Source organism: Tardiphaga sp. P4_G1 (assembly GCF_056401215.1).
In genome coordinates this window covers 352,567-367,899 of the sequence record NZ_JBFUJU010000008.1, presented here as the reverse complement: position 1 = coordinate 367,899, position 15,333 = coordinate 352,567, and the positions used below count along the sequence as shown (strand labels likewise).

The 15,333-nt window shown below is 60.6% G+C and carries 18 protein-coding genes; 7 read left to right on the top strand and 11 right to left on the bottom strand.

Features of this window, described 5'->3' with window-relative positions:
• Positions 1-9 precede the first annotated feature (9 nt).
• Complete coding sequence (locus AC1DUY_RS21195) at positions 10-441, bottom strand: hypothetical protein (protein ID WP_478116768.1); 432 nt, start codon at positions 439-441, stop codon at positions 10-12.
• 411 nt (positions 442-852) lie between these two features.
• Here AC1DUY_RS21195 and AC1DUY_RS21190 point away from each other — a divergent pair, with 411 nt between their 5' ends.
• Positions 853-1,263 (top strand): DUF4345 domain-containing protein, encoded by a 411-nt coding sequence (locus AC1DUY_RS21190; protein WP_478116766.1) that lies wholly within the window; start codon positions 853-855, stop codon positions 1,261-1,263.
• Positions 1,264-1,399: 136 nt separating this feature from the next.
• Entirely contained in the window at positions 1,400-2,419 is a 1,020-nt protein-coding gene (locus AC1DUY_RS21185; protein WP_478116764.1) for a hypothetical protein, read from the top strand.
• Between the two features lie 44 nt (positions 2,420-2,463).
• On the opposite strand, the gene AC1DUY_RS21180 is transcribed toward AC1DUY_RS21185, so the two are convergent.
• Together AC1DUY_RS21180 and AC1DUY_RS21175 are read right to left on the bottom strand one after the other, a co-directional pair.
• Positions 2,464-3,912, bottom strand: a complete 1,449-nt coding sequence (locus tag AC1DUY_RS21180) for a hypothetical protein (RefSeq protein ID WP_478116762.1) — start codon at positions 3,910-3,912, stop codon at positions 2,464-2,466.
• Positions 3,913-4,342: 430 nt separating this feature from the next.
• The gene (locus AC1DUY_RS21175; protein ID WP_068733419.1) at positions 4,343-4,579 is read right to left on the bottom strand and encodes a hypothetical protein; all 237 of its coding nucleotides are present in this window, start codon (positions 4,577-4,579) and stop codon (positions 4,343-4,345) included.
• 910 nt (positions 4,580-5,489) lie between these two features.
• On the opposite strand from AC1DUY_RS21175, the gene AC1DUY_RS21170 reads away from it, so the two are divergent.
• Entirely contained in the window at positions 5,490-6,317 is an 828-nt protein-coding gene (locus AC1DUY_RS21170; RefSeq protein WP_309947500.1) for a lytic murein transglycosylase, read from the top strand.
• A 279-nt stretch (positions 6,318-6,596) separates the two neighbouring features.
• Positions 6,597-7,826, top strand: coding sequence for a GGDEF domain-containing protein (locus AC1DUY_RS21165; protein ID WP_478116759.1), 1,230 nt, complete (start codon positions 6,597-6,599; stop codon positions 7,824-7,826).
• Between the two features lie 5 nt (positions 7,827-7,831).
• On the opposite strand, the gene AC1DUY_RS21160 is transcribed toward AC1DUY_RS21165, so the two are convergent.
• Positions 7,832-8,323 (bottom strand): PAS domain-containing protein, encoded by a 492-nt coding sequence (locus tag AC1DUY_RS21160; RefSeq protein ID WP_176454471.1) that lies wholly within the window; start codon positions 8,321-8,323, stop codon positions 7,832-7,834.
• A gap of 194 nt (positions 8,324-8,517) precedes the next feature.
• Between AC1DUY_RS21160 and AC1DUY_RS21155 the strand changes: the two genes are divergently transcribed.
• Positions 8,518-9,036 (top strand): DUF4112 domain-containing protein, encoded by a 519-nt coding sequence (locus tag AC1DUY_RS21155; protein ID WP_478116823.1) that lies wholly within the window; start codon positions 8,518-8,520, stop codon positions 9,034-9,036.
• A 38-nt stretch (positions 9,037-9,074) separates the two neighbouring features.
• On the opposite strand, the gene AC1DUY_RS21150 is transcribed toward AC1DUY_RS21155, so the two are convergent.
• The 6 genes from AC1DUY_RS21150 to AC1DUY_RS21125 form a co-directional block, all read right to left on the bottom strand.
• A complete protein-coding gene (locus AC1DUY_RS21150; protein ID WP_068733430.1) occupies positions 9,075-9,359 on the bottom strand; it encodes a hypothetical protein in 285 nt (94 codons plus the stop codon).
• 246 nt (positions 9,360-9,605) lie between these two features.
• Entirely contained in the window at positions 9,606-9,986 is a 381-nt protein-coding gene (locus AC1DUY_RS21145; protein WP_139285870.1) for a hypothetical protein, read from the bottom strand.
• 165 nt (positions 9,987-10,151) lie between these two features.
• Positions 10,152-10,565, bottom strand: coding sequence for a peptide-methionine (R)-S-oxide reductase MsrB (gene msrB / locus AC1DUY_RS21140; RefSeq protein WP_120288504.1), 414 nt, complete (start codon positions 10,563-10,565; stop codon positions 10,152-10,154).
• Between the two features lie 41 nt (positions 10,566-10,606).
• Entirely contained in the window at positions 10,607-11,323 is a 717-nt protein-coding gene (msrA, locus tag AC1DUY_RS21135; protein WP_120288505.1) for a peptide-methionine (S)-S-oxide reductase MsrA, read from the bottom strand.
• Between the two features lie 217 nt (positions 11,324-11,540).
• On the bottom strand, positions 11,541-11,930 hold the full coding sequence (locus AC1DUY_RS21130; protein ID WP_120288506.1) for a BA14K family protein: 390 nt from the start codon (positions 11,928-11,930) through the stop codon (positions 11,541-11,543).
• A 119-nt stretch (positions 11,931-12,049) separates the two neighbouring features.
• Entirely contained in the window at positions 12,050-13,159 is a 1,110-nt protein-coding gene (locus AC1DUY_RS21125) for an ATP-dependent DNA helicase (RefSeq protein ID WP_093759443.1), read from the bottom strand.
• Positions 13,160-13,333: 174 nt separating this feature from the next.
• On the opposite strand from AC1DUY_RS21125, the gene AC1DUY_RS21120 reads away from it, so the two are divergent.
• Both AC1DUY_RS21120 and AC1DUY_RS21115 read left to right on the top strand, forming a co-directional pair.
• On the top strand, positions 13,334-13,720 hold the full coding sequence (locus AC1DUY_RS21120; RefSeq protein ID WP_158596755.1) for a DUF4345 domain-containing protein: 387 nt from the start codon (positions 13,334-13,336) through the stop codon (positions 13,718-13,720).
• Positions 13,717-13,899, top strand: coding sequence for a hypothetical protein (locus AC1DUY_RS21115; RefSeq protein ID WP_093759441.1), 183 nt, complete (start codon positions 13,717-13,719; stop codon positions 13,897-13,899). Before AC1DUY_RS21120 ends, AC1DUY_RS21115 begins: the two co-directional genes overlap by 4 nt.
• Here AC1DUY_RS21115 and flbD read toward each other — a convergent pair whose 3' ends face one another.
• A complete protein-coding gene (gene flbD / locus AC1DUY_RS21110; RefSeq protein WP_478116756.1) occupies positions 13,900-15,285 on the bottom strand; it encodes a sigma-54-dependent transcriptional regulator FlbD in 1,386 nt (461 codons plus the stop codon).
• Between the last annotated feature and the right edge of the window lie 48 nt (positions 15,286-15,333).

The following is a 15,333-nucleotide window of genomic DNA, read 5'->3' as shown; positions in this document are numbered from 1 at the left end:
GTGTACGAACTAGCTGAAATACAAGATATCTTCGAAGCGGATGGCGCCTTTGGCCAGCCCGATGCGCATTGCAGGCGTTTTCCCGTCCTGCCCTTTAGCGATGAAGTTGAAGTAGGTGCGGTAGATCACCAGCGCCTTCTCGACCATCTCCGGCGAATAGAAGCCGTACAGGTACCACTTTCGGGAGGCTCGACGCGGATACGCAGGCGCCCGCTCCAGCCCGGCGAGGCTTCTCCTGACCTGCATAAAGAACCGATCGACCTGGTGCAGCGAGGTGTCATGCAGGACGCCGGCAATATCGACGGCGGTGCGAGTGCCGTCGTCGGTGTAGAGCCGCACCTTCTTGCCCGGCTCGGACTGCTTGATGAACGGGTATTCGACCCCTTCGAAAGGGGGAGGGAGACGAAGCCTTTTGGCTCCTCCCGAAGATATCTCCGGCATGGTCGGCCACCCGAATTCCTTATGAAATAAGGGATGCCGATGAAGGTGGAGTTGAGATTCCACACTTAAGCTACTGGCTGGGACCGCAACGTCCGCCTTTTTTATCGTGCGCGCTCTTAACCTCTCCCCGCAATGCGGGGAGAGGTCGACCGGCGGAGCCGGTCGGGTGAGGGGCCGTCACCAACGCAGCCGCAATCACCACCTTTCGGGTCGCACCGTCTCGAACCGGGAGAATGTCCGCATCCCGCCTGGCACAGCTCGCTGTGCGCGGGAGCGGGAGAGGGGCGCCCCACATGCTGTCGCCCACGTTGATAACTCCGCTACACCCTTTGATTGTACTGCGTCCCGCGCTAGCGTCACGCATTGCCCGATCAATTGTCTCGAAGCACATTTTCACCCGAGGACATTGCCATGACGTCACTCGCGCCGATGCTGCTCAGCCAGCGCGTTGCCCAGGTCTGCCTGTTTCTGGTCGGCGCCATCGCCATCTTCGGTGGCTCGCTGCAGATGTATATGGGACAGCCCGAGACCGCGCCGCGGCTCGACAACGTGCATCGCTTCATGGGCGGCATCTATCTGATGTCGGGCGTCATGGGCCTGTGGGCGGCATCGACCATTCGCGAACACAACACGCTGGTCTTCCTGATGGCGGCGACGGTGTTCGTCGGCGGCCTCGGCCGCGTGCTGTCGATCTCGAAAGTCGGCCTGCCCGAACCGCACGCATTGTGGATCACCTATCTCGTGCCGGAGCTGGTGCTCCCGTGGATCATCATCGCGGCGCAGGTGATGACGAACAGGCAGATGGCGGGCGGGGCGGGGTGAGGGGTGTAGGGTCGTAAACCAACCGCATCAAATGGCGGAGCGCGTCCATTTAATTCGCGTGGCGCTGCAAAATGCGCTGAATCGTGTCGCGGCAGGAAAGCTTAGATCGTCGAGAGAACGCGGAAAGGGCCTCTACATGAAAGTGAATGTCGAATTTCGAAGGTGTCAGACGTGCGGGCGCGTTGAGAAGGTAGCTACCAGTGCGGTTATTGTTGAAGGTAGCCATTCCGAAAAGTGCACGAACGAACAAGAGAAGTGGCTGGTATTTACGGCTGCCGAGGATTGGAAGCCGCCGGAGAATGGCGCCAAGTTACGACAGGTCATATTGCCCACAGCAACTTTCAGCGATCACATTACGAACTACGCAATAGGCTTCGTGAAGCTAATCGATGAAGGAGGAGTTGAAGATGCAGTGTGCGCAGGATCTGGCACGCTGGTGAAGCTGGGGAAGGTCCATGGAATTCTGACGGCAGCCCATGTGCTAGAAGATCTCCCATCGCAAGGAAGGGTTGGACTGGCAAAGTTCTTCGGTAGTGAGGTGCACTACCGCAAACAAACAATTGAGATGGACTACTCCAAGAAATTGATCGTCAGGGGGAAAGGGGCCGCGTCCGATGGCCCGGACATAGCGTTCCTACGATTGCCCGACAAGGATATTGGGTGGTTGGAGGCAATTCAGTCGTTTTATAATTTGGGCTTGCACCAAGACGATTCTTCCAAAGACCCGCCCGCGCCAAATTCCGTCTATTGCATGGTTGGAGCGATAGACGAGCGCACTAAGGACTTGCCAGGTGAACGTCCAGGCGAGAGACGTAAGGGATTCGAGGCGATCATGACTGATGGCAACATCATGTGGGAGAGGGATACGGAGAACGTCTCTCTTATCGCTATAAAGCCCAAAGTGTATCCGGACTTTACATTGCCGAACGGATTTGGTGGCACAAGCGGCGGCGGGCTTTGGCAAATCTATTTCAAGGAAAACGATGGAAAGACGGAGTATTCGGGAGTTCGTTTAGTTGGTGTGCCCTTTTATCAATCCGAAGTCGGTCAAGATGGATTTCGTACCATCACATGCCATTCTCAGAAAGATATCTATGGTTTGTTGTTGAACACGATAGTTGAGAATTGGCCCGAAGAGACGGAAAGTGAAAAATGAGGCGGGTCGGCGGACAGGGCCTCGCCGGCTTTATCGTATCCGATTCACGCGACATCGGGTTGGTGGCTGTATTTCGCCAACGCCGCGGCAACCGCCTGCTCTCCTTCAGTAAAAATGATATCGGCATTGGGCTGGAACAGGGTTCGCAAGATAGCGTCCCTTAGGCGTTCCCGCGTAATCACCAGGATTCCCAATCGTTCTGCCGCTTCGATATCCGCCTTCACTTCAGGTAGTGTTCTAGACGTCACAATGATTGGAAGAACCCGCTGAAACGAATTACCCGAATCTTTTAGATTTTGTCGTACGATTTCTGCACGAGCATGAAGTAAGGCGAGTTTGTTCTCTGCCTTAAGAAGACCGGTTGTGCATTCAACAATTGCAAAATGTCCCGCAGGGGTCCCTAGCAATAGGTCTGCGGCATCACGCGTGCGCGGCGTTCCGCCGAGGTGCATTGTGCTAAAACCAAGCTGCCAAAGAATCCAAGAAACCGCTGGTTCTAGCTGACGAGCATCTTGGCCCCTTGCTGTCGGATTCTCGACAATGGCAGTCAGATTGGAGAGCTTTGGGTCGAATGTCTCATAGATGGCGCGTCGAGGATTTTGTGATCTATCCGGGTCATCTATCCATAGGTGGCTTTGCGCAATGCCGCGATAGCTCACAGTGCAGTTGATTACGGATGCTTTAGGCACTGAGATTTCTATTTTTCCCTCAAGAGATTCAGGTGTTTCCTTCCAAGTCATTTCTGATCCGCGGATGATCGAGCGAGCTGTAGCCGATCCAGGTGCGTATAAGCGGTAGCCTAGAGTTGAATGGTTTTTATCAAGTCGGCCGGAAAGACGGATACTAATTTCAGCTTTCTCGCCCGAAACGCGCGAATTCTGTCCGTCTATCGAAGCAACGTTAAATGCGACCAATTCTACCGTAGCAGTCGGGCCGCCCATGCCGCCTAAAGAGAGTTCGTTGAAAATTTCCTGCAGACCGTCATATGGCCGTGCGGCAGCCTTCAGCTCCCAGTCGATGTCCGGTTGGCGGATAAATGTGAGTGCGGCTCCCATGATTGATAAGACATTATATCTGGTCTGATTTTGCAGCCCGTCACCGTGAAATGATGTGAAAGATGCGAGGTGCTTTCCCTCATGTGGGGGACTGAATTTCAACGGGCCATGCGGTGTCGATAGGGTCCCGGTAGTTATCGCCTCAACGAAGGAAGAAATTTTTGTCTCTTCACCTTGAAGTACGTATCGTCCCGCATGGACGTTATCCGATCGAAATTCAAATGTTGGCGATTTTGGCTCTGAAGTATTTAAGAATAGGCGAGCGTGGCGGATCTCAAAATCGTCACCAACCCGGACAGCTAAATAGTTGAAGGCGATATGGGTGTAGGCTTCTTCGAATCTCGAAATAGCTAGGAAGAATTCGTCGCAAGCCGCCCGGTTTGCGATTATCTCGTTATTTGGCGATTGATGGTGGCTCGCTTCAATGTAGTTGCCCATGGCACGCTCCCCCTCGCTCTCAAAGTCAATGCTAGTTAAGCAGAGTTCGTCATCTGAGCAAAAGAGTTGCGATCTGCTGAGACAAGCAGCTCGCAACCATCACGATACTCCGGACTTGATGCGCGACGCGCCAAAGTCAGGCGCAGCGGGATGGCTGAGGTGTGGCTGTTGAATGTTGTGTCAGCAACGACGCGCTGGCGGTCGCGATATCCCGCCCTCAAGCGCGGCGAAGCCGTGCGCAGTGGGGAGGGTCGGCTGAACGAGACGATGCATAGCATCGACGAAGTGGAAGCCGGGCTGGAGTGTTTCAGCGGACGAGGGAGCTTGCGGCACCACCCCCACCCGACCGGCCAAAGGGGCCAGCCACCCATGGCGGACGAATTCGTCCGCCAGACCCCACGCAAGGGCGGGGGAGGGAAAAGAAAGCAGATTACTTCTTCTTCGCGCCCACGCGTTCGACGCTCTTGATCTCCAGCGCCGGACGGCCGGACTTTTCGGCGATCTCGCGGTCCTGCTCGGCGATGGCGGCCTTGGCCGGCTCATCGCCGTCGAGTCCCCCCAGCAGCTCGGAGGGCACGCGGCGGTTGGAGCGCTGCGAGCCGTCTTCATAGAAGACGTTGAAGAAGGCGAATTCGCCTTTGGGATTGGTACCGGGTTTCTTGGCCATGGCGGTTAAGTGGGGGATGGCGCAGGCGAAGTCAAAGCCTTAGCGCGCAAAGCGTGCATGCATCTGTGGGCAAAAGCGGGCAGTGGTTACCGGCGGGACGCGCCGCCCGGCCCGCGACCGAAAGTTCACGATTTGTTCTTGACGTTTCAGGAGTAAGGATTATTATCCCCTCTGTCCTGCCCCACCGAGAGGGGCGATCGCGATCGTCACGTTCGCGGGGCAGGATGCGGTGGACGCCGGAGATGCGGCGTCACGCGGTTCATGGGGGAACGTCTGTCTTCGGGCAGGACGGATCTGCGCCAGCACTGCCACTGGCAAGGAGACGGCCGACCTTGAGATGGAAAGAGCCCTGGACAGTGTGACGGACGACCAAATCGAAACGCGTTCGGCCAAGAGCTTGAGGCTACCCTGTCCCTCCGCCCTGGGACACTAATTTTGGTGATGGGGCCGTTCGCCAAGGCAGATGTGCAGGCAACCGAAAAAACACCGCAGGCGGAACGTCGGGCACTTGCTCGGCGCCTCCGAAAGTCCTGATGCACTCTCAATTGCGGAAGACCGCATTCGCATCAGGCCCAAGGGTGCAACGGGCACCCGGCGTTCCGCACGCCCTCTCACAAGGGGGCGGGAATGCAAGAGACGACGGCGCCCCCGCGCCGCAAACAACAGGGGTGATGACGCATGTCTGAAGATCCCACGCACGTCATTCCGGGGCGCGGCCGGCGCTTGCCGGACGCGAGCCCGGAATCCCGACATGGGAGGCTCAGATAGCGCTAGGCCATGTCGGGATTCCGGGTTCACGCTTGCCGCCTTCGGCGTCGCGCGCGCCCCGGAATGACGAGAACAAGGCGCGCCGTTGTTCGGACACACCGGTCATGCCACACTCCGGTATCGCCAACCCAACAGGTTTTTCATGACCAATCGTATCACCGCCATTGCCATTGCCGCTGTGTCCTTCGTCTCGGTTGCGCTGACGGCCACATCCTCGCAGGCCGCCAAATGCGGCGGCGACTTCCAGGGTTTCATCGCGGCCATGTCGCAGGAGGCGGCCGCCGCCGGCGTGTCGCAGGGCGTGATCTCGCAGGCCTTTGCCGGCGTGACGCAGGACCCCGCGGTGCTGTCGTTCGATCGCCGCCAGCGCGGCACCTTCAACAAGAGTTTCGAGCAATATGTCTCGACCCGCGTCGGCCAGGGCCGCATCTCCATGGGCCTGCAGATGATGCAGCGTCACGCCTCGCTGCTGTCGCGCATCGAGCAACGCTTCGGCGTGCCGCCTGAAATCGTGGTGGCGATCTGGGGCCTCGAGTCGGATTTCGGCAAGGGCGATATCGGCAAGATGCCGGTGATCCGCACGCTCTCCACCATGGCGCATGACTGCCGCCGCACCGAGCTGTTTCAGGGCGAGCTGATCGCGGCGCTGAAGATCCTGCAGCGCGGCGACCTGCCGCAGCGCGACCTGATCGGCGCCTATGCCGGCGAGCTCGGCCAGACGCAATTCCTGCCGTCGAGCTACATCAAATACGGCGTCGATTTCGACGGCAACGGCCATGTCGATCTCCGCCATTCGGTGCCGGACGTGCTGGCCTCGACCGCGAATCTCTTGAAGACCGCGGGCTTCAAGGGCGGCCAGCCCTACGGCGAGGGCACGGCGAATTTCGAGGCGATGCGCGAGTGGAACAGGGCCACGATCTATCGCAAGACCATCGGCTATTTCGCCGACCGTCTCGCGGCCGGCCGATAGGTCACGGGGCGATGGGCAAGGCGAGGGCGCGCGCGGTTTTAAACTTTTGTTAAGCCGCGCGGCCGCCGGGCGAACGTTGGGAACCCCGATGGTGAAAGTCGGATTAACTCATTCCCTTTCACTCTTTCAAAACCACACTGGGGATTATCCGCCGCGAGTCAGATTCCGTTAAGCGTCGCCGACGCATTTTACCACCCGCTGGGAACGAGTGGTGAGAGTGATGGCGGGGATCGACAGCAGCGCGCAGAAGCGCGACGCGCAACGTGGCGGGTGCCGCCGATGTTGAACGTCGGCACGCTGTTCACGGTGTTCACCGTCAACTTTTTGGCCCTCGGCGTGGTCTGGGCCTATGTGGCCACCAGCTATCCCAACCTGCACGCCGCGCGTTACTGGACAGCCGCCGCGTTCGCCGCGGCGCTCGGCAACAGCATCTCGGTGCTGCGCGGCGTCGGCGTCGATCCGCTCATCGCCATCGTGCTGGGCAACGGCCTGCTGCTGCTGGCCACCAGCCTCGCCGCCATCGGCATGAATCAGTTTTACGGCCGCCCGGCGGGCTGGCGCGCGCAAGCCGTCATCATCGCCGCCAGCCTGGCCGGCCTGCTGCTGTTCACGCTGTGGCACGACAACGTGACGATGCGCGTGCTGATCTATTCCGCCGGCCAGTCGGTCACCGTTGTCATGACCGTGCCGCTGTTGCTGTCGCGCAAGGATGGCGGCGGCAATGCCGGCGCCCGTCTCGCCGGCTGGCTCGCCATCACGCTCGTTGCTGCGCATGCCGTGCGCTCGGCCGCGGCGCTGGCGAATATCGGCGGCAATATGACCTTTGCCGATTTCAACAATCTCCAGGCCATGATGGTGCTGGTGCTGGTGTTCCTGGCGATGTCGTGGAATTTCGGATTCCTCCTGATGGCCATCGATCGCCTGCGCGGCGAGGTCGCCGAACTCGCACTGGTCGACGATCTCACCGGCGTCGCCAATCGCCGTCATCTGGTACAGCGCCTCACCGAGGAATGCGCGCTGGCGCGCCGCACGCAAAAGCCGTTCGCGCTGCTGGCGATCGATCTCGACGGCTTCAAGGAAATCAATGACGGCCACGGCCACGCGGCCGGCGACGATTGCCTGCGTCACTTCACGCTGATGACCCAGAGCAAGCTCCGCCCCGGCGATCTGCTCGCGCGTTCCGGCGGCGACGAGTTCAGCATCATCCTGCCGGCGACGACTCTGCATGAAGCGGCAAACATCGCGCGCCGCATTCTGGATGTGTGCCGCATCGACGCCGCGGGCTGTGCGCCCGGCGAGATTCCGATTGCGGCATCCATCGGCGTGGCGCAGTGGCACCCGCAGGTCGGGCAGTATCCGGAGCGACTGATCGCGGCTGCGGACCAGGCGCTCTATGCCGCCAAGAACGACGGCAAGAACCGCTTCGCCCTATGCGATCTCGAAGCGCCGTCGATGGTGCCGGCTCTCAACATGGACGAAGCCATCGACCGCGCCCGCAAGCTGGCCTGATCGCCTCAGTTCATCGTCTTGTCGTGGGTGATGTCGATGATCGCGCCGGGCAGGCGGACGGGGCGGCCATGTCCGTCCAGCGTGCAACTGCCGCGCGCGAGAACCCAGCTGATCCGGTCGTTCTTGATCAGGCGACACTCGCACTCAAAGATGCCGCCCGATCGCATCGCGGCCGCGACCGCCGCGTGCACCCGATCAACGTCATCGGGATGGACGGCCGCGAGATAGGCCATGTTCGGCAGACCGCGCGCGGCCGTTTCGGGATCGACATTGAAGAAGCGGGCAGCCCCGGCATCGAGATAGTTGCGGTCGTTGCTGATGTCCCAATCCCAGAAACCGGCGATCAGTTCACGGGCGGCGAGCCGGCGCGGCATCGGCATCTCGAACGCGTCGTCCTCGGCCGTGGTCTGGTAGGCCTCTGCTGCCGCGAGCCGCAGGATGTAGGAGAGAAATTCGTGCTTCCGCTCCCGGGCGAAGCTTGCAATATCGAGGCACACGTCACCCAAGGGTCGTCGCATCGCTCATCCCCACCCGTTCCCGGCGGGGCCAGAATATAGCGGGCTCCCTGCAATTCAACCGGTGGTTGGAGAATTTCTGCGCAGCAAATATGGGGATCGCGGTGGATCGCCCGATGAGGCGTGACGCGATGCCGCTTGCAGAGTTGGCGCGTGTCCCCCATGTCATGGCCATGATGAGCACAGGTCAATCAACCACTTACGACGCCGGCCGCCCGCGCAAGGCGGCGTCCGCGCATGGTCCGATCATCGATCAGGATGGTTTTGAGGTTCGGCCCGAGCAACTTCGGCCGGATATGCAGGGCTTTCGGTTCGACTTCGGAGCGGGCGCCAATCCGTTTGCAAATCTCACGCGCGAGCAACGGCTGGCGCGGCTGGATGCGCTGGCGAAACTGCTCGACGTCGCCTTCATCGTACCGGGCACCAAGATCCGCTACGGCATCGATGGTCTGATCGGCTTGATTCCGATCGTGGGCGACATCATCACCACGGCGATCTCGCTATGGGTGGTGCGCGAGGCACGGGCGCTCGGTGCGCCGTGGCATCTGACGGCGCGCATGCTGGGCAATGTTGCTGTCGACGGCGCTGTCGGCATCGTGCCGTTTATCGGCGATGCGTTCGACGTGATGTTCCGGGCCAATGTCCGCAACGTCAGAATGCTGCGCAAGTGGCTCGAAAAACAGCCCAGACTCTAGTTCAGAGTCAGGGCTGCGATCGTCTCAATTCGTAAAGCTCAAGCAGCGTCGGCGTCGTCGGTCGCAGGCTCTTCGGCGCGCACGCGGCGCTCGAGCGGGAAGTCCTGGCTCTCATAGAGCGAGCGAATGCCGCTCTGGTCGAAACGGGCTTCCTCGACCTGCAGATAGGCGCCGTTCAGCGAGTCAGCCGGCAGCTCCTCGATCGCGAACTGGACGGCGGCGGCGGCCGTATCGAAACGACGATAGGCGAAACCGGCACGCTTTTTCTTGCGGATCGCGGCGGGGAAGAGTTCGGCTGCGGTGTTGTAGCTGAAAGCTGCCATGGTCGGGGACCTCATCTGAATACGCAACGAAACGACGCTTCATTCGCAATGCAGCCGATCCGGCGGCGCGCGGAACATCATTTCAGGACAGACCCCAATATAAGCACGTTTTGGCCGATTGCGACACCTGCGATACAGCATGATGAATCGCCGGCCGCGGACGGTATTGCCGTAATAGCTTTGTGATTTAAAGAGCTTAGCGCGCGCTTAAGGCATGGGCAGCGGCGCGCGCGGCGCAATATTTGCCTATTGTCCGGTCACGTCCGGCAGCGGCACGATTTTCAGGGGGGTGGTATAGGGCTCGACCCGCAGTGCCTCAGTCGACATAAGCCCCACCTGCCGCAAAGGCGCCTGCTCCAGCGCCCCGGCCTCAGCCTTGCGCACGGCGTACTGCCAGGCCGTCAGCGTACCCTTCTGGACCAGATGCTTGGCGACACCGCCGGCGTTCTTGGCTTCGAAAGTGGAGAGCTGATCATCGTTAATGCCGATGATGATCTCGTCCTTGGCCGTGATCACCTTGAACAGCGACACCTTGTCGGTCGCCAGTGCGGGGTGGGACACCAAGCTTTCGAGAATGAGACCCGCAAGGGCAATGCCGAGCAACAAACGGTTTGAACGGGTAGACATCTTGGTACTTTCTTATTCTTCTTCGCAAACGTGCATGCCGCTGAGGCATGTTCAAGTAACAGGCAATAGGCGAAGCCGCTTACGGACAAGTATTGGACAGAAATGCCCCGCGAGACTTCGATGAGTCGCACGGGGCACTGAAACAGTTCGATACCGGATACGTATTTATTTAGGCTGAAGTTTCAAGGCCGCAGAGTTGATGCAGTATCGCAATCCCGTGGGGCCGGGGCCGTCATCGAACACATGTCCGAGATGACCATTGCACTTGGAGCACAGCACTTCCGTGCGGATCATGCCGTGGGTCACATCGCGTTCTTCGTCGATATGACTTTCTCGTGAGGGCTGCGTGAAGCTCGGCCAGCCGCAGCCGGAATCGAACTTGGCGTCGGACTCGAATAGCGTCTGGCCGCAGCCGGCGCAGACGAAGGTGCCCGGCGTGTGGTCATGTTCGTACTCGCCGGTGAACGGACGCTCCGTCGCCTTTTCGCGCAGTACCGCATACTGCATCGGGGTCAGTTCGCGGCGCCATTCGGCTTCGCTCTTTTCGACCTTGCCGGGTGTCGTCTTGGTATCGGTCATTCTTTCTCCTTCCCGATTGGCCGTGGCTGCGAGCGCTCAGGTCAGTTTGTGACCTTCGACGCGCTCACCAGCGTCGGCTTCTCGATATAGTTCTGGGCAAAGATCTTCTTCAGGTTCTCGACCTTCGGAATATCGTTATAGGCAATATAGGGCTGGTTCGGGTGCAGCGTCAGGTAGTCCTGATGATAAGCTTCCGCCGGATAGAAGGCTTCGAGCATTCCGAGCTTGGTGACGATCGGCTTCTTGTAGACCTTCGCAGCGTTGAGCTGGGCGATATAGGCTTCCGCTACTTTCTTCTGCTCCGGCGTCGTCGCGAAAATTTCCGACCGATATTGCGTACCCGAATCCGGGCCCTGGCGATTCAGCTGGGTCGGGTCGTGTGCCACCGAGAAATAGATCTGCAGGATCTTGCCGTAGCTGATCTTTTGCGGGTCGTATTTGATCTCGACCGCTTCGGCGTGCCCGGTCGAGCCGGTGCTGACCGCGGTGTAATTGGCCGAGCTCTTGGAGCCGCCGGCATAGCCGGACACAGCGTTAACGACGCCTGCCGTGTGCTGGAATACGCCCTGGACGCCCCAGAAGCACCCACCCGCAATCACCGCAGTCTGAATGCCGGTCGCGGCCGGTGTGTCCGCGGCGGGTGCGGGAATGATGACAGCCTCTTCGGCGGCAAAAGTAGGAGCCACGAGGGCGGTCGAAATCGCCAATGCGCCGGCAAAGGCGCAGAGGGAGAGGCGGCTGAACAGGGAGCGGCGCATAGCAGGTCCTCTTGGATGATCGATGGCCGGATGACCGGCAGTCTAGACCGGAGCCCGTGGTTCGCAATCGGCATTTCCGGTGGGCACATCCGAGATACGGAAGAGGGTGCCGGTTGTTACGCGATGCCGCACACGAATTCGTGAGGATCTGACGAAGGCACGAAAAAGCCGCGGGACGTGAGTCTCGCGGCTTTTGTTTGGAGACGGCGCTGTCCGCTTATGGGCAGGGATAACGATTGCCGTCGTTGTTCAGATAAGTGCCTGACGCCGGATCGTAGGAACGATAGCGCTGCGAGCAATAGGCTGCGTTCTGCTGGGCTGCCGCGTTGGCCTGGCTGGCCGCAATCGCGCCGCCGATGATGGCGCCCGCTGCGAGGCCGCCGACGACGGCGCCAGCGCTGGGTCCGCGGCGATAGTAGCCAGGACCGTAGCCGTAGCGTGGGCCATAACCGTAGCGGCGATAATACTGCACGTTCTCGGTGGCCGACGGTACGGCACTGGCGAGGCCGGGCTGACTAAGCAGTGGTGCTGATGTTGCCGGCGCCGAAAACGCCAACGCACTCGCACCGATCATCGTGGCCATCGTCAGGATTTTTGCGGGATGCATATCGAGCTCCTTATTATGCGTAAGTGGCCCAAACGTTCGGGCGGGCATCTTGTTCCACGAGGCCTAGTGAGCCGAGGCGCGTCAGATCAGCGCATGCGATGGATTGCAAAATACGCGCGTTAAACCACGATGCTCAAGCGCTTCGCGGCGCGGGTGATGCCGGTGTAGAGCCAGCGGGCGCGGCTCTCCTGAAATGCAAAGCTCTCGTCGAACAGAACGACGTCGTCCCATTGCGAGCCCTGGCTTTTGTGCACGGTCAGCACGTAGCCATAGTCGAATTCGTCGTAAGGCTTGCGTTGCTCCCACGGCAGCGTCTCAACACCGCCGGAGAAACAGTCTGCGCGTACCGAGACCTTGGTGACCTTGCCGCCAAAATCCTCATCCGGGGAAATTCGCATGGTGATGATCTGCGACTTCGAGGCGGCGCGCGCCTTCACACGCCACAGACCGCCGTTGAACAGCACCTTCTTGCGGTTGTTGCGCAGGCAGACCAGCTTGTCATTGGCCACCGGCAGCAGGTCCTCGATGCCAAGTTTCTGTCGCACACGCATATTGTAGGCGCGCCGCGTATTGTTGCGGCCGACCAGCACCTGATCGGCGGCCATCACGCGGTCCGGATCGAGCGCCTTGCGCGACACGATTTCGCTGAGGCCGTATTGCCCGGGCTGCAGCGACCGACCCTCGCGGACATCCATCGACATGCGCACGATCGGATCGTGTTCGGCCTGACGATGCACTTCGGTCAGCATCACGTCGGGCTCGGTCTCGGTGAAGAAGCCGCCACCCTGGATCGGCGGCAACTGCGCGGGATCGCCGAGTACCAGCAGAGGGCAGTCGAATGACAGGAGATCGCGGCCAAGCTCCGCGTCCACCATCGAACATTCGTCGATCACGATCAGCTTGGCCTTCGAGGCTGGTGCATCGTCCCACAGTTCGAAATTCGGCTGCTCCTCGCCGCTCTCGCGGGCGCGATAGATCAGCGAGTGAATCGTCGACGCGCCGTCGCAGCCCTTGTTGCGCATCACCAGCGCGGCCTTGCCGGTAAAGGCTGCGAATTTCACCTCGCCGTCCACATTGTCGGCGACGTGCCGCGCCAATGTCGTCTTGCCGGTACCGGCAAAGCCGAACAGCCGGAACACCTGCGGTGTGCCGTTGCGGCCTGGCTTCGCCTTCAGCCAGTCGTCGACGGCTTTCAGCGCGGCATCCTGATGCGGGGTAAAGGTCGGCATTGCGTCTCTGGAAAGCGGTGCACGGCCATTTTGCCGCGACTCAGCGGGGAAAGCTAACCATTCAGGCGTTTGACGCAAGCCGGAGACCCCCAAGTCGTGTGCGCCAACGTGGCCGGTTGCTCATTGTCGTTCCATGACGCAGTTATTAGGCTGCTTGAGCCCAGGGAGCCCATTTTGGAACGCAGACTGCTTCAGATCGCACTGGCGATTGTCGGCCTCGTGGCCATCCTGTTCGGCCTGACCGGCGTGCTGTTCGGCACCAGCCTCTCGGGCGTCAGGCTCGGCGTGACGATGGAAGGCTATGTGCGCTTCATCAAAGGCGTGCTGGTGGCGGTCGGGCTGATCTACTGGTCGGCGATCCCGCAGATCGAAAAACGCTTTGAGCGGATTTCGATCGTAACCTTCATTCTCGTGTTTGGTGCGGCTGCGCGTTTGCTAGCGGTGCTCAGTCATGGCTTTCCGACCGTGGGACTCCTGATCAGCCTGATCGGCGAACTGGTGGTCGTCCCGATGATCTGGCTGTGGCTTCGCCATCTCGTGCGGCGGGGTGCGGTCGCATGAAGCGGATCGGAATTGGGATCGTCTATGTGATCGGCGCGATTTCGATCGGTTATCTCGCGCTCTACGCCTATGCGATGTTCACCCGGCAGGAGCTGACGCCGGGCGATCCGATCAAGATTTTTCGCAAGCAGGACGCGCCGAGCTATTCGCAGGGCGCGTCGTTGTCGTTCTTCGCGTAATTACATCGCGCCCATGGCCGCACGATAGTCGCCGGCGCCTGCTCCGGCCGGTGTGATCGGCAGCCCGCCATCGGCATATTCGTTGAGCTTGTTGCGCAGCGTGCGGATCGAGATGCCAAGAATGTTGGCCGCATGGGTGCGGTTGCCGAGGCAGTGCTTCAGCGTCTCCAGGATCAGATCGCGCTCGACATCGGCTACGGTACGGCCGACCAGTGCGCGGGTCACGGTTTCTGCCGCCATGGTTGCATGCGCCACGGCCGGCGGGGTCTTGGCGAGATCGAGACGATCGCCATCCGGGGTCAGGATGGCATCCGCGCCGATCTCGTCGCCGTTGGCCATCAGCACCGAACGGTGGATCGTGTTTTCGAGTTCACGGACGTTGCCCTGCCAGCGATTGGCGGTGAGTACGCGCCGCGCCTCGGCGGAGATAGGACGCACCGACACGCCATTGGCGTCGGCATATTTCTTGGCGAAATGTTGCGCCAGTTCGAGAATGTCGGCCGGGCGATCGCGCAGCGGCGGGATCTTCAGGTTCACGACGTTGAGGCGGAACAGCAGATCTTCGCGGAACGTACCTTCGCGCACGGCGTCGGACAGATTGCGGTTCGACGTCGCGATGATGCGGATGTCCACCGGCACCGGCTTGGTACCGCCGACGCGGTCGATGACGCGCTCCTGAATGGCGCGCAGCAGCTTCGACTGCAGCCGCACGTCCATTTCCGAGATTTCGTCGAGCAAGAGCGTGCCGCCGGTGGCTTCCTCGAATTTGCCGATGCGGCGTGCGATCGCGCCAGTGAAGGCGCCCTTCTCGTGGCCGAACAGTTCGGACTCCAGGAGATGCTCGGGGATTGCAGCGCAGTTAATGCTGATGAACGGCTTCTTGGCGCGGTTGGAGCGGGTGTGGACGTAGCGCGCGAGCACTTCCTTACCGGTGCCCGATTCGCCCGTGATCATCACCGACGCATCGGAGCCGGCGATCTGCTGCGCCAGCTTGACCACCTTGCCCATCATCTCGTCGCGATAGATCAGGTCGCGGCTGTCATTGGCGACAGCAGCGAGAACGGCGGCGATCAGTTCCGGATCCGGCGGCAGCGGGATGTATTCTTTGGCGCCGGCATGGATCGCGGCGACCGCGGCGCGGGCATCGGTGGTGATGCCGCAGGCGACGATCGGTACATGGATGTGTTCGGCTTCCAGCCGCATCACGAGGTCGCGGATGTCGAGGGCGACATCCACCAGCAGGAGATCCGCGCCCTTGCCGCCGCGCAACACGCCCATCGCCTGATCGTGGCCTTCGGCATGAACCACGGAGGCGCCGTTATCCATGGCGATCTTGGTGGCGGTGGTGAGTTGGCCCTTGAGGGTACCAACGATGAGAAGCCGCATGGTGATCTCCTGTTATATCCTGGTCGCGCCCTTGAGGCGCCGTTTGTC

Bases quoted from the DNA above. Each gene is read 5' to 3' on its own strand.
- AC1DUY_RS21145 (WP_139285870.1), bottom strand. From the start codon at position 9,986: ATGTCTACCCGTTCAAACCGTTTGTTGCTCGGCATTGCCCTTGCGGGT.
- AC1DUY_RS21195 (WP_478116768.1), bottom strand. From the start codon at position 441: ATGCCGGAGATATCTTCGGGAGGAGCCAAAAGGCTTCGTCTCCCTCCC.
- AC1DUY_RS21180 (WP_478116762.1), bottom strand. From the start codon at position 3,912: ATGGGCAACTACATTGAAGCGAGCCACCATCAATCGCCAAATAACGAG.
- AC1DUY_RS21130 (WP_120288506.1), bottom strand. From the start codon at position 11,930: ATGCATCCCGCAAAAATCCTGACGATGGCCACGATGATCGGTGCGAGT.
- AC1DUY_RS21150 (WP_068733430.1), bottom strand. From the start codon at position 9,359: ATGGCAGCTTTCAGCTACAACACCGCAGCCGAACTCTTCCCCGCCGCG.
- AC1DUY_RS21125 (WP_093759443.1), bottom strand. From the start codon at position 13,159: ATGCCGACCTTTACCCCGCATCAGGATGCCGCGCTGAAAGCCGTCGAC.
- msrA (WP_120288505.1), bottom strand. From the start codon at position 11,323: ATGCGCCGCTCCCTGTTCAGCCGCCTCTCCCTCTGCGCCTTTGCCGGC.
- flbD (WP_478116756.1), bottom strand. From the start codon at position 15,285: ATGCGGCTTCTCATCGTTGGTACCCTCAAGGGCCAACTCACCACCGCC.
- AC1DUY_RS21115 (WP_093759441.1), top strand. From the start codon at position 13,717: ATGAAGCGGATCGGAATTGGGATCGTCTATGTGATCGGCGCGATTTCG.
- AC1DUY_RS21175 (WP_068733419.1), bottom strand. From the start codon at position 4,579: ATGGCCAAGAAACCCGGTACCAATCCCAAAGGCGAATTCGCCTTCTTC.
- AC1DUY_RS21170 (WP_309947500.1), top strand. From the start codon at position 5,490: ATGACCAATCGTATCACCGCCATTGCCATTGCCGCTGTGTCCTTCGTC.
- AC1DUY_RS21190 (WP_478116766.1), top strand. From the start codon at position 853: ATGACGTCACTCGCGCCGATGCTGCTCAGCCAGCGCGTTGCCCAGGTC.
- AC1DUY_RS21185 (WP_478116764.1), top strand. From the start codon at position 1,400: ATGAAAGTGAATGTCGAATTTCGAAGGTGTCAGACGTGCGGGCGCGTT.
- AC1DUY_RS21155 (WP_478116823.1), top strand. From the start codon at position 8,518: ATGAGCACAGGTCAATCAACCACTTACGACGCCGGCCGCCCGCGCAAG.
- AC1DUY_RS21165 (WP_478116759.1), top strand. From the start codon at position 6,597: ATGTTGAACGTCGGCACGCTGTTCACGGTGTTCACCGTCAACTTTTTG.
- msrB (WP_120288504.1), bottom strand. From the start codon at position 10,565: ATGACCGATACCAAGACGACACCCGGCAAGGTCGAAAAGAGCGAAGCC.